The sequence below is a fragment of the Bacillus sp. WC2507 genome (assembly GCF_052656125.1).
In genome coordinates this window covers 4,134,223-4,147,662 of the sequence record NZ_JBQXPN010000001.1, presented here as the reverse complement: position 1 = coordinate 4,147,662, position 13,440 = coordinate 4,134,223, and the positions used below count along the sequence as shown (strand labels likewise).

At 36.1% G+C, this 13,440-nt stretch carries 15 protein-coding genes; all 15 read left to right on the top strand.

What is annotated here, in order from left to right:
* Window positions 1-103: 103 nt before the first annotated feature.
* The 15 genes from ACUN28_RS21820 (at window position 104) to lit (ending at window position 13,402) form a co-directional block, all read left to right on the top strand.
* Complete coding sequence (locus ACUN28_RS21820) at window positions 104-853, top strand: heptaprenyl diphosphate synthase component 1 (protein WP_016088643.1); 750 nt, start codon at window positions 104-106, stop codon at window positions 851-853.
* A gap of 29 nt (window positions 854-882) precedes the next feature.
* Window positions 883-1,596: a 2-heptaprenyl-1,4-naphthoquinone methyltransferase gene (gene menG, locus ACUN28_RS21815; RefSeq protein ID WP_016088642.1), complete on the top strand. Its 714-nt coding sequence runs from the start codon at window positions 883-885 to the stop codon at window positions 1,594-1,596.
* 31 nt (window positions 1,597-1,627) lie between these two features.
* Window positions 1,628-2,590: a heptaprenyl diphosphate synthase component II gene (gene hepT, locus ACUN28_RS21810; RefSeq protein ID WP_016088641.1), complete on the top strand. Its 963-nt coding sequence runs from the start codon at window positions 1,628-1,630 to the stop codon at window positions 2,588-2,590.
* A gap of 124 nt (window positions 2,591-2,714) precedes the next feature.
* Window positions 2,715-3,161 (top strand): nucleoside-diphosphate kinase, encoded by a 447-nt coding sequence (ndk, locus tag ACUN28_RS21805; protein ID WP_000415885.1) that lies wholly within the window; start codon window positions 2,715-2,717, stop codon window positions 3,159-3,161.
* Window positions 3,162-3,434: 273 nt separating this feature from the next.
* Window positions 3,435-4,607, top strand: coding sequence for a chorismate synthase (gene aroC / locus ACUN28_RS21800; protein ID WP_016088640.1), 1,173 nt, complete (start codon window positions 3,435-3,437; stop codon window positions 4,605-4,607).
* A complete protein-coding gene (gene aroB, locus ACUN28_RS21795; protein ID WP_016088639.1) occupies window positions 4,607-5,692 on the top strand; it encodes a 3-dehydroquinate synthase in 1,086 nt (361 codons plus the stop codon). Before aroC ends, aroB begins: the two co-directional genes overlap by 1 nt.
* 104 nt (window positions 5,693-5,796) lie before the next feature.
* Window positions 5,797-6,909: a histidinol-phosphate transaminase gene (hisC, locus tag ACUN28_RS21790; protein WP_016088638.1), complete on the top strand. Its 1,113-nt coding sequence runs from the start codon at window positions 5,797-5,799 to the stop codon at window positions 6,907-6,909.
* A 446-nt stretch (window positions 6,910-7,355) separates the two neighbouring features.
* Window positions 7,356-8,618: a tetratricopeptide repeat protein gene (locus ACUN28_RS21785; protein WP_016088637.1), complete on the top strand. Its 1,263-nt coding sequence runs from the start codon at window positions 7,356-7,358 to the stop codon at window positions 8,616-8,618.
* A 73-nt stretch (window positions 8,619-8,691) separates the two neighbouring features.
* Window positions 8,692-9,228, top strand: coding sequence for a ReoY family proteolytic degradation factor (locus ACUN28_RS21780; RefSeq protein ID WP_001095923.1), 537 nt, complete (start codon window positions 8,692-8,694; stop codon window positions 9,226-9,228).
* Between the two features lie 153 nt (window positions 9,229-9,381).
* Window positions 9,382-9,837: a YpiF family protein gene (locus ACUN28_RS21775; protein WP_016088636.1), complete on the top strand. Its 456-nt coding sequence runs from the start codon at window positions 9,382-9,384 to the stop codon at window positions 9,835-9,837.
* 143 nt (window positions 9,838-9,980) lie between these two features.
* A complete protein-coding gene (gene qcrA, locus ACUN28_RS21770) occupies window positions 9,981-10,493 on the top strand; it encodes a menaquinol-cytochrome c reductase iron-sulfur subunit (protein ID WP_001290420.1) in 513 nt (170 codons plus the stop codon).
* Complete coding sequence (gene qcrB, locus ACUN28_RS21765) at window positions 10,494-11,168, top strand: menaquinol-cytochrome c reductase cytochrome b subunit (protein ID WP_000932700.1); 675 nt, start codon at window positions 10,494-10,496, stop codon at window positions 11,166-11,168.
* Window positions 11,169-11,211: 43 nt separating this feature from the next.
* Window positions 11,212-11,979, top strand: a complete 768-nt coding sequence (gene qcrC, locus ACUN28_RS21760; RefSeq protein WP_000554603.1) for a menaquinol-cytochrome c reductase cytochrome b/c subunit — start codon at window positions 11,212-11,214, stop codon at window positions 11,977-11,979.
* A 120-nt stretch (window positions 11,980-12,099) separates the two neighbouring features.
* The gene (locus ACUN28_RS21755) at window positions 12,100-12,690 is read left to right on the top strand and encodes a DUF1405 domain-containing protein (RefSeq protein WP_033659652.1); all 591 of its coding nucleotides are present in this window, start codon (window positions 12,100-12,102) and stop codon (window positions 12,688-12,690) included.
* A 25-nt stretch (window positions 12,691-12,715) separates the two neighbouring features.
* Window positions 12,716-13,402 (top strand): lipoprotein intramolecular transacylase Lit, encoded by a 687-nt coding sequence (gene lit, locus ACUN28_RS21750; protein WP_016088634.1) that lies wholly within the window; start codon window positions 12,716-12,718, stop codon window positions 13,400-13,402.
* The last annotated feature ends 38 nt before the right edge of the window (window positions 13,403-13,440 follow it).

Genomic DNA, 13,440 nt, shown 5'->3' with positions numbered 1-13,440 from the left:
TAGTTCGATGGAAGTTTGGAAAGAGTAGCCAAGTTTTGGTTATAGAAAATAGTATGTATGTGTTATAATAAGTTTTATGAATTAGAAAACAAGGGTGATTTTTGTGTGTGACATCTACGGAGGGTATGCGGGTATAAGAGAGAAATTGATGGAGAAATTACGCCATCCTTATTTTATAAACTATATTGAAGAACCATTTATTGATGAAGAAAAAATAGCATTGTTATATGGTGCTTTAAAAGGTGCAAATTTACATATAGAACAAATTGAGCATTATGTAGTAACGATTATGCTTGTGCAAATTGCACTTGATACACATGAAAGAGTATCAAATAAAGCAGGGGCAGAAGCAAATGAATCGCATAAACGTCGCCAGTTAACAGTACTTGCAGGCGATTACTATAGCGGGTTATATTATTACTTATTGTCTATGAATCGTGATATTGTTTTAATTCGTGCGCTTGCTGAAGGAATTAAAGAAATTAATGAACACAAAATAATGTTATATCAAAAAGCGCATAAAACGATGGATGACATAATGGAAAGTGTAGTAACGATTGAGTCTGCACTCTTGCAAAAAACATGTGATCATTTTCATTTATCGCATTGGAAGCCATTTATAACGTATGTATTAGGGGAAAATCGTCTCCAAAAAGAATGTGAACTGTATGCTAATAAACAACATTCACCTGTTTTTCAAGCAGTTCAATCGATTTTGAGGGATAAAGCGGATGCAGAACCAGTTATTAATGGATGGATGATGGAATTGAGAAAGAAAGAAAATCAATTTTTAGAAAACCACACAGACATAAGCGACATAAACTCTGTGTTAAGAGATAAATCGAAGACATAAGCAATTTTACATTGGAAGAAGGTACGAGCATGCAACAATCAAAAGAAGAAAGAGTACATGATGTATTTGAGAAAATCTCTGATAAATACGATGTGATGAATTCTGTAATTAGTTTTCAAAGACATAAAGCGTGGCGTAAAGAGACGATGCGCATTATGGATGTAAAACCAGGTAACAAGGCTCTTGATGTATGCTGCGGGACAGCGGACTGGACAATTGCGCTAGCTGGAGCGGTAGGTGAACAGGGCAAGGTTGTTGGTTTAGACTTCAGTGAAAATATGTTATCTGTCGGTAAGCAAAAGGTAGAGGCGTTACAATTAAAACAAGTAGAACTTCTACACGGGAATGCAATGGAACTTCCATTTGAAGATAACACATTTGATTATGTAACGATTGGATTTGGTTTACGTAACGTACCGGATTATCTGCACGTATTAAAAGAAATGACGCGCGTAGTAAAACCAGGTGGAAAAGTAATTTGTTTAGAAACATCTCAACCAACAATGATTGGTTTTCGACAAGGGTATATTTTATACTTTAAATATATCATGCCGTTATTTGGAAAGTTATTTGCGAAAAGTTATAAAGAATATTCATGGCTGCAAGAATCTGCTAGTACATTCCCAGGTATGAAAGAATTGGCTAATATGTTTGAAAAAGCTGGACTTGAACGTATACAAGTGAAGCCGTTTACTTTTGGGGTAGCAGCGATGCATTTAGGTATGAAACCAGAATCAAAATAGAAAAAAGAAGTTTTAGGTTAAGGTGAACAATATGAAGTTACAACTTATGTACTCTTTTTTACGATCGGATATTAATGTGATAGAAAAAGAATTAAAAAAGACAGTTGCTTCTGAACAACCATTGGTAGAAGAGGCGGCATTACAACTTATTGAAGCAGGTGGGAAGCGAATTCGTCCTGTATTTGTGTTGCTTGCGGGGAAATTTGGAGATTATAAGTTAGATGCAATTAAGCATGTAGCTGTTGCGTTAGAACTTATTCATATGGCTTCTCTTGTTCACGATGATGTTATTGATGCTGCTTTTTTACGACGTGGTAGTGCGACTGTGAATGCGAAATGGGGGGACCGTATTGCGATGTATACAGGGGACTATCTATTCGCGAAGTCTCTTGAATGTATAACGAATATCGAAATTCCAGAGGCGCATCAGGCGCTATCGCATACCATTTTAGAAGTCTGTAAAGGTGAAATTGAACAAATTAAAGATAAATACAATTATGACCAAAATTTACGAACATATTTAAGAAGAATAAAGCGAAAAACAGCATTATTAATTGCTGCAAGTTGCCAACTAGGGGCGATTGCTGCTGGGGCTAATCGTGATACGGTGAATCGACTATTTTGGTATGGCTATTTTGTAGGGATGTCGTATCAAATTATTGATGATATTTTAGATTTTGTTTCAACGGAAGAGAAACTTGGAAAACCTGCTGGCGGAGATTTACTACAAGGGAATATTACGCTTCCTGCCCTATACGCTATGGAAGATCCAGTGCTTCGTAAGAAAATCACATCTGTACACGAAAATACAACAGCGGATGAAATGAAAGAAATTATTGAGGCTGTGAAAAATAGTGCAGCTATTGATAAGGCATTTGCGTTTAGTGAACGTTATTTACATAAAGCATTAGAAATCATAAAACCACTCCCACGTGGACAAGCAAAGTATGCATTACAAAATGTAGCAAAGTATATTGGGAAACGAAAATTTTAGTGTTTTTTCTAAAAAATAAAATAATCTCTCTATTTCAAAACTATTGCACAATTGTGATAAGGGTGTTAATATGTGTGTGGGGATATACAATTACATACATAATTCAGAAGTGGAGAGATTTTTTATGGAAAAAACATTTCTAATGGTAAAACCAGACGGTGTACAACGTGCATTCATTGGGGAAATCGTAGCTCGTTTTGAGAAAAAGGGCTTTCAATTAGTTGGTGCAAAATTAATGCAAGTCACTCCGGAAATTGCTGGACAACACTATGCTGAGCACACAGAGAAACCTTTCTTTGGTGAATTAGTAGACTTTATTACATCTGGCCCTGTATTTGCAATGGTATGGCAAGGTGAAGGTGTAGTAGATACAGCTCGTAACATGATGGGTAAAACAAGACCACATGAAGCAGCTCCTGGAACAATTCGTGGAGATTTCGGTGTAACTGTTGCGAAAAACATTATCCATGGTTCTGATTCGTTAGAAAGTGCAGAGCGCGAGATTGCTATTTTCTTTAAGGAAGAAGAATTAGTTGACTACTCAAAATTAATGAATGAATGGATTTACTAATTATTTTGAAATAATTTGTAAACGCTTTAATAACTGTGATAATAGTAGAAAGTGCAAGGAGAATAGGGGTATTCTTCTTGCACTTTTTTTATTGCATTTAGTTACGAAGTTAGAGCTGTTATGATATATTGATATGTAAAGTAAAAGGCCTATCGGAGAATAAGCGAATGGCTGATGTATTATTTAATTTCTTTTATACTTTTAGAGTAATGAAAGATAATATCATTGCTTAATATAGCGGGATAAATACATATACGAAAAGAGGAATAACGTATGCGATATATTACAGCGGGTGAATCTCATGGTCCACAACTTACAACGATTATAGAAGGTGTTCCGGCAGGACTGCCTTTAGTAGCGGATGATATAAATGAAGAGTTAGCTAGAAGGCAAAAGGGGTATGGGCGTGGTAGGCGCATGCAAATTGAAACAGATCAAGTGCAAATTGCAAGTGGTGTTAGACATGGAGAGACATTAGGTTCTCCAATTGCACTTGTTGTTGAAAATCGTGATTTTGCACATTGGACAAAAATTATGGGCGCAGAGCCTTTGACGGAACAAGAAGAAAAAGAAATGAAAAGGAAAGTAACAAAACCAAGACCTGGACATGCTGATTTAAATGGTGCGATTAAATATGGACATAGAGATATGAGAAATGTACTGGAACGTTCTTCAGCACGCGAAACGACAGTACGTGTTGCTGCTGGTGCGGTCGCTAAAAAAGTGTTAGCAGAACTTGGTATTACAGTGGCGGGCCATGTAATTGAAATTGGCGGTGTTGAGGCTAAGGAAATTACGTATCGTTCAATTGAAGAATTAAAAAGTATTACAGAAGCATCACCTGTACGTTGCTTAGATGAAGAAGCTGGTAGCCAAATGATGAAAGCAATTGATGATGCGAAAGCAAATGGTGATTCAATCGGTGGAATCGTTGAAGTGATTGTGGAAGGAATGCCAATTGGGGTCGGTAGCTATGTGCATTATGATCGAAAACTGGATGCAAAATTAGCATCCGCAATTATGAGTATTAATGCCTTTAAAGGTGTCGAGGTTGGAATTGGTTTTGAAGCAGCACATAGACCGGGAAGTGAAGTTCATGATGAAATTCTGTGGAATGAGGAGCATGGATATACACGAAGAACAAATAATGCAGGTGGATTAGAAGGCGGTATGACGACTGGCATGCCAATTGTTGTGCGCGGTGTGATGAAACCGATACCTACACTATATAAACCTCTTCAAAGTGTAGATATTGATACGAAAGAGCCTTTTACAGCGAGCATTGAACGTTCAGATAGTTGTGCAGTGCCAGCAGCTAGTGTCGTTGCAGAAGCGGTTGTGGCTTGGGAATTAGCGACAGCTTTAATAGAACAATTCGGATTAGATCGTATGGACCTTATTCGTGAAAATATTGAGAAACATAATGAATATGCGAGGGGATTTTAATGGGAAACATACATATTCAAACAAAATCAAAAGAATATGATGTACATGTAGGAAAAGAATCGTTGTCACATTTGACAACAATCGTTCAAAACATGCGGCCATTTGTATCAAACATCATGATCATTTCAGATGAGGCTGTTGCATCTTTACATTTACAGACAGTTGTAGATGCATTGCAAATAGAGCAAAAAGTATTTTCATTCGTTGTACCGAGTGGCGAAAAAGAGAAGTCTTTTGAAAATTTCTATGCGGCTCATACGTCAGCTCTTGAAAATAAATTAGATAGAAATTCTTTAATTATTGCACTTGGAGGCGGGATGATTGGGGATTTAGCTGGTTTTGTTGCTGCGTCGTTTATGCGTGGAATTCGCTTTGTTCAAGTTCCAACGACTTTATTAGCTCATGATAGCGCAGTAGGCGGGAAAGTAGCGATCAATCATCCGTTAGGTAAAAATATGATAGGTGCATTCCATCAACCAGAAGCAGTTGTATATCATACGCCATTTTTACAGTCTCTTCCTGAAAAAGAGTGGCGTTCAGGTTATGCAGAAGTGATAAAACATGCTCTTATTGGTGATGTAGAGCTGTATCATTGGTTAAAAGAAGAAGTGCAAACATTAACGGATCTTCGTGATGAGAAGTTAATTCATATATTAACGAAGGCGATTCCTGTAAAGGCAAATATTGTATCGCAAGATGAAACAGAAAAAGGTGTACGTGCCCATTTGAACTTTGGACATACGTTAGGCCATGCTCTTGAAAAAGAACTAGGGTATGGAAATATTACTCACGGTGACGGAGTAGCGGTTGGAATGTTATTTGCTATATTCTTAAGTGAGCAAGTGTACAAGGTTGATCTTTCTTATGAAGAGATGAAGCAGTGGTTCTTAAAGTACGGCTATCCAAAAATGCCAAGTGATTTGAATGTAGAGCGTCTTGTTCAATTGATGAAACAAGATAAGAAAGCGAATGCTGGGACAATTCATATGGTGCTAATGCAGGAATATGGGGTAGTGAATGTCGTATCTATTCCAGATGAGACTGTTCATATTGCGTTAGAGGCATTTCAAAAGGATATGGTTTAAGAAGTGCGAAGTGCTTGTTTAGCGGTATTCTCGTAATAGTGACGGTTATGATAACCGATTACCGTATTGTAATCGAGTTGAATAAAATGACTGGGGGAAGAAAAATGAGAGTGAAAGAGCAATTGTTAACTTTGAGAGCATATGTACCTGGGAAAAATATTGAAGAAGTAAAAAGGGAATATGGATTATCAAAAATTGTGAAATTAGCATCGAACGAAAATCCATTCGGTTGTTCTACCCGTGTAACAGAAGCATTAACTTCTTTAGCGAGTCAATACGCTCTTTATCCAGATGGATATGCCTTTGAACTTCGGACAAAAGTAGCAAAACATTTAGGGGTTAAAGAGGAACAACTGTTATTTGGTAGTGGATTAGATGAAGTCATCCAAATGATTAGTCGTGCATTACTACACGAAGGAACAAATGTTGTAATGGCGAATCCAACGTTTTCTCAATATCATCACCATGCTGTTATTGAAGGAGCAGAAGTTCGTGAAGTACCACTTAAAGATGGCATTCACGATTTAGATGCGATGTTACAGCAAGTAGATGACAAAACGAAGATTGTATGGATTTGTAACCCGAATAATCCGACAGGTACATATGTAGAGAAACAAAGATTACTTTCATTTTTAGAATCAGTTCCTAAGTCAGCGCTCGTTATTATGGACGAAGCATATTATGAATATGCGGGGACAGAAGACTATCCGCAAACATTACCACTTCTTGAAAAGTATGAAAATCTTATGGTTTTACGCACGTTTTCAAAAGCATATGGTTTAGCTGCTTTCCGAATCGGATATGCGGTTGGTAATGCGAAGTTAATCGGTCAGCTAGAAGTAGCAAGGTTACCATTCAATACATCGACTGTAGCCCAATCTGTAGCACTTGCTGCATTAGAAGATCAAGCATTTTTACAAGAATGTGTGAAAAAGAATGAAGAAGGGTTACATCAATATTACGCATTTTGTAAGGAATATAACGTATTCTATTATCCGTCTCAAACAAATTTCATTTTCTTAAAACTAGGTATTCCTGGTAATGAGGCTTTCGAACGATTAATGAAGAAAGGATATATTGTTCGTTCTGGTGCTGCATTTGGTATACATGATGGTATTCGTATTACTGTTGGTTTGAAAGAAGAAAATGATGAAATTATAGAATTATTGAAAGAGCTTGTAAAAGAGCAAGTAAAGAAAGAAGAAACATATTCTTAAGAGTGTGTGAAGGCTCCTATTATAGGAGTCTTTTTTATGTAAATAAAGATTGGTGAAGAAGGCCTGTAAAGCTCGATCCGTGCGGGTCAATAATTAATAAGGAAAGTTATTTGCACGGTAATGAAAGAAAACGGTACAATAGAAAGTAGTAATGCGGTATCGGTGTCATATTCGAATCGTTACCAGTGAAAGTACAAGAAGAATTATGCTCATTCAAAAGGTTGCGTTCTTACATCTAGTTGCTTATGATAAAGTGAAACTTTAATCAGTGGGGGGGATGTTTATCCTCACTGATTATTAGCCCGCACCAATCGGGATTTAACGGGCAGCTCGCCCCCCTCAAACTTCTTTGTCTTCGCTGAATTTTGAGGTGGGGGTCTTACTGCCCGCAAATAGCGGGGGAAATGAACAGAAAAGAATATTTTTTAGAATTAAAGGAGACGTTTATGCAAAAGTTTGAACAGGCTGTTTCATATATTGAAAATGGTGAAGCGGAAAAAGGATTACAATTATTAAAAGAACAATTAAAAATTGCGAATGATGAAGAGAAATATGATATTGCTCGTTACTATCATACACTTGGATTTATGGATGAAGCGTTAGCTATTACAGAAGACTTGCGTTTATTGTACCCGGAAGAAAGTGAATTCACTGTATTTTTAGCAGAATTATATATTGATCTAGACAAAGAAGATGAAGCGATTGAAGTGCTTCATGATATTCCAGAAAATGATGATTTATATGTTCAATCGCTATTACTCGTTGCGGATTTATTCCAAATGCAAGGTTTTGATGATGTAGCAGAACAAAAACTATTAAAGGCGAAAGAAATGATGCCTGAAGAACCTGTTATTACGTTTGGATTAGCAGAATTATATAGTAGTAAAGGTGAAGAACAAAAGGCAATCACTCATTATGAGTCGCTATTAGCGGAACATAAAGTAATGGGAGGTGTTGTCATTGCACTTCGCCTCGCAGAAACGTTAAGTGCGATTGGAAATTGGGAAGAAGCGATTTCTTACTACGAAGCAGGTTTAGAGGAACAAAAAGATATCCACTCATTATTTGGATATGCCTTCACATTATACCAAGGTGAAGAATACCAAAGAGCAATTGGTGCTTGGCAAGAACTAAAAGAATTAGATCCTGAGTATGCATCGTTGTATATGTATTTAGCGAAAAGTTATGAAAAAGAAGGAATGCTTCAAGAAAGCTATGAAACACTTCATGAAGGAATTAAAGTAGATGAGCTTTCTGTACCATTTTATGTAGAATTAGCGAACATTGCGGCGAAATTAGGAAAAATAGCGGAAGCAGAAGAAGTGCTTCAAAAAGCGCTTGAGTTAGATCCAGGACATTTAGGTGCAACATTAAAATATGCGTATATCTTAAAAGAACAAGAAAAGTATGAAGAGCTAATTGCAGTTGTAGAGCGTGCGATTGATAGCGGAGAACCAGATACACAATTACTTTGGGATCTTGCGTTTGCAAAAAAACAATTAGAAATGTATTCGGATGCATTAAAACACTATGAAAGTGCATATACTTCTTTTAAGAATCATCCAGACTTCTTGGAAGAGTACGGTTATTTCTTATTGGAAGAAGGAATGCGAAAAGAGGCGAAAGAAGTATTTACTCAGTTAATACAACTAGACCCGACACAAATTCATATTGAAGAATTGTTATATAATTTAGAGGATTTTTCATAAGTTGGAAGGAAACTGAATGCCGCTTCTTGAATCTAAAAAGAAAAGAGAAAGACAGAGGAGGGACTTAATTGCTATGAATACCCCTGTTTCTGTAAACGAGAAGAAGGATTTTGTAAAATGGTTTTTGAATAATTACCAACTGAAACAGCGTGAATGTGTATGGATTTTGAATTATTTAATGAGTCACGACCAATTGATGCATAAAGTCCACTTCGTAGAGCATGCAAAGTATTGTCCGCGTGGTTTAGTGATGTCCGCGAATTGTGTGAAAGACACACCATTTCACTTTTTTAAACAAAATGTTATGACAACAGATGCTGAAAAATCGTTTCATGATATTCGTTTAAATCGAGATGAGGATATTTATATTCAACTCAATTTTAAATCATCGTTTCAAAATGCAAATTATGTAGCTGTATTAGAAGAAAACCCGTATTTACCAAAGCATATTGAAGTAAATGAAAAAGATCGTTTACTTGCAGAAAGATTTTTAGAAGAAAGTGTATTTTCTTTTAGAAGAGAACGTCTTTTGAAACAAATTGATGAAGCGCTGGATAAGCAAGATAAGGAAGCGTTTCATAGGTTAACAGCGGAGTTAAAGATGTTATAGAATTCATTTGGATTCATAAAGTTTTACAAATTTCAGACTTTTTAAGAAAAACTACCTTAATATAGGTAGTTTTTCTTTTTTTACCTCTTTTAGTATGGTTTAATATATATAAAGTGAAAGTTCTGTTATTTATAGGGGAGGGAGGGAAGAAATTTGAAATGGGTTGTAAAAGATGTAGAACAGTTTGAGCAAGCAAGAGAGTATGTAGATACAGGTGTTATACCACTTTTATCAATTTCGGCAGCGAAAGAAATGAAAATGGTAGTAGAACAAGGTGAATTTATCGAATTGTTGAGTATGGAACTAGAAAGAGAATATAAAGGAAGAGTGCTTTTACTACCTGCATTTACGTATTTAGTAGAAAGTCAAAAAAATGAAAAAGGTCGTTTGCAAGAATGGACAAATCATTTACAAAAGCAAGGTTTTAAGCATATTGCTTATGTTACAAGTGATTTTTCGTGGAAAGAAGATATGCAAGAATTACAGGGAGATTTATTTTGGTTTCCTTCATTAGCGTTAGAACAATTTAGTGATCAAGCGAAAAGAGAAGTTATTCATGCACATATAAAAAATATAATGGTGATGTTAGAAGGAAAATGGGGAAAGTAATAATAAACAGAAAGTTCTTATTATTATGAGTAGTATGATATTGACCTGTGCATGAGCGTATTATATCATGATAGTGTCCTAGTTTTTATTTTTTATATAATTTATCACGAGGGGACAATTTCTGATAGAGGGGGGAAATTTTCGTGAGCGAGAAAGAACATCGTGTGTCAAGAAGACAGTTTTTAAATTACACCCTTACAGGGGTAGGAGGCTTTATGGCAGCGGGTATTTTAATGCCGATGACGCGATTTGCGCTTGATCCGGTGTTAAGAAAAGAAGCGGGAACGGATATGGTTGCTGTTGCACAAGTAAAGGATATTACAACAGAGCCGAAACGTTTCGACTTTAAGGTGAAGCAGGTTGATGGTTGGTACAAGTCCGAAGAGCCAAAATCAGCTTGGGTTCATAAAGATGAAAGCGGAGACATTGTTGCGTTCTCTCCAGTATGTAAACATTTAGGATGTACAGTGAACTGGAATTCGGACAAAGCACATCCGAATCAATTCTTTTGTCCATGTCACGGGGGCCGTTATACAAAGGACGGGATGAACATTAAAGGCACGCCGCCCCTTGCTCCACTGGATGTATACGAATCTAAAGTGAAAGATGGAACGCTGTATTTAGGAAAAGCGAAGCCAAGAGGAGGTGCGAAGTAGATGCTAAATAAAATTTATGATTGGGTAGATGAAAGGTTAGATATTACACCAATATGGCGTGATATCGCTGATCATGAAGTACCTGAACATGTAAACCCGGCACATCACTTCTCTGCATTCGTTTATTGCTTTGGAGGACTTACCTTTTTCGTTACTGTCATTCAAATTTTATCTGGAATGTTTTTGACGATGTATTATGTGCCTGATATTAAAAATGCTTGGGAATCGGTTTATTATTTACAAAATGAGGTTGCGTACGGACAAATTGTTCGTGGTATGCACCACTGGGGTGCTAGTCTCGTCATTGTAATGATGTTTTTACATACACTCAGAGTTTTCTTCCAAGGTGCATATAAAAAGCCTCGTGAGTTAAACTGGATTGTTGGTGTTCTTATTTTCTTTGTTATGTTAGGTCTTGGTTTTACCGGATATTTATTACCGTGGGATATGAAAGCGTTATTTGCTACGAAAGTAGGGATTCAAATTGCAGAGCAAACGCCGCTCATTGGTCCTTATATTAAAACATTACTCGCTGGTCATTCCGAAATTGTTGGCGCTCAAACATTAACTCGCTTCTTTGCTATTCACGTCTTCTTCTTACCAGCAGCACTTCTAGGTTTAATGGCCTTCCACTTCATCATGATTCGCAAACAAGGTATTTCCGGTCCGCTATAAGAGATTGCTAAATTAAAGGGGAAAGAACTAAAGGAGGGAGATTATGCATCGCGGCAAAGGGATGAAGTTTGTAGGAGATTCTCGGGTACCAGTAGCTCGGAAACCAAATATTCCAAAAGACTATTCTGAATACCCAGGGAAAACAGAAGCATTTTGGCCGAATTTCTTGTTAAAAGAATGGATGGTTGGTGCAGTTTTTTTAATCGGTTATTTATGTTTAACAGTGGCGCATCCGTCACCACTTGAGAGAATGGCGGATCCAACTGATGCTGGATATATACCACTTCCAGATTGGTATTTCTTATTCTTGTATCAGTTATTAAAGTATTCTTATGCTTCTGGCTCATTTACTGTAATTGGAGCGTTTATTATGCCAGGGATTGCGTTTGGCGCATTACTGTTAGCTCCATTTCTTGATCGAGGTCCAGAAAGACGTCCGCTGAAGCGTCCTGTAGCAACTGGATTTATGCTTTTAGCAATTGCGTCGATTATCTTTTTAACTTGGGAATCTGTAGCACACCACGACTGGGAAGCTGCAAAAAAACAAGGAGCAATTGTAAAAACAGCACCAGTTGATAAAAATGATGACGGCTATAAATTAATGCAAAAAAATACTTGTTTAACATGTCACGGTGACAATTTACAGGGCGGGGCAGCAGCACCAGCACTGCAAAACTTAACTTTAAAGCCAGAAGAAATTGCTAAAATTGCGAAAGAAGGAAAAGGTTCGATGCCTAAAGGTGTATTTAAAGGTACAGATGAGGAACTGAAGAAGCTTTCGGAATTCGTTGCAAAGTATAATAAAAAATAATAAAAAGCTGACTACAAAATTTGTAGTCAGCTTTTTATTTTGATGAAAGAAAATTTACTATATAATAGAGTAGAGTTTGAGGAAAGAATGACTTTGTTTGAAAGGTGTTGGACATACAGCTTGGTTTACTTGTATGCAATGTTAAGACAACGCTCCGTATTATTATTTTTATTAGTTGTTAACATATTAGGTACAATATACGGATTTATATGGTATGGAAATCAATTAAAAGAAACTTCCCCTATATTTTGGCCGTTTGTACCCGATAGCCCGATGGCGAGTCTCTTTTTTGTCTTTGTTTTAATTGCTTTTTTAATAAAGAGAAATTGGGGATTAATAGAGGCGTTAGCGATTGTTACTTTAATAAAATATGGGATATGGGCTGTTGTTGTAAATGCAATTATGATCTATGTAAAAGGTCCTATTGGTTTTATCGGGTATATGTTAATGCTTTCGCATTTTGCGATGGCAGTACAAGGATTGTTATATGCACCGTTTTACCGTATAAAAAAATGGCATTTTGCGGTAGCAGCTATATGGACATTACATAATGATGCAATTGATTATTTATTTTGGCAAATGCCGAGATATGGAATTATGCATTTGTTTGTAGAAGAAATTGGTTATTTTACGTTCTGGCTAAGCATCGCTACACTATGTATTACATATTATTCTTGCTTGCGTGAGAACCGAAAACAGTTTTCTTTATGATAGTTAGAACATGTAGGGGGAGAAAATGAAGAAAAATAAGAGTGGTACAAAAATATGGGATCGATTGATTACGATAGCTGTTTCATACAGCATAGCATTTTCTATATTTGCACTCGCAACAACGGCGGTTGTATATGGAAAATGGCTATATTATTTTGAAATTGATTTTTTAAATATTCCAGATTTAGCGGATATGACAAAGGATGATATTAAAAGAAATTATGATGTGCTTATCACATATTTATCGCCGTTTTATGATGGAGCATTACAGTTGCCAACATTAGATATGTCTACAAATGGCCGTATTCATTTTGTAGATGTTAAAAATATTTTAGTAAAGATTCAATATGTGATGTATGCGACAATTATGATTGCAATGGTAGGCGGCATTTATTTATTAAAAAAGAAAAATGAAAAGTTTTTACTACACGGATCGATTTTAACAATTATTTTTCCGATAGCGCTCATGTTACCGATTGCTATTAATTTTGAAAAGAGTTTTGTATTATTCCATAAGCTTTTGTTCAGTAATGATTATTGGATGTTTGATATTGAAACGGATCCAATTATATTAATGCTACCAGAAGAATTCTTTATGCATGCTGCGTGTGTTATTTTATTGTTTATTTTAGGTGGTAGCATACTTTGTTATAGCTTGTATAGATATTTCGTAAAAAAGAAAAGGATTTCAAAGGAAAAATTCTCTGCTTAAAGAGAATTTTTTTATTTGTAAAACGATAATATATTTTT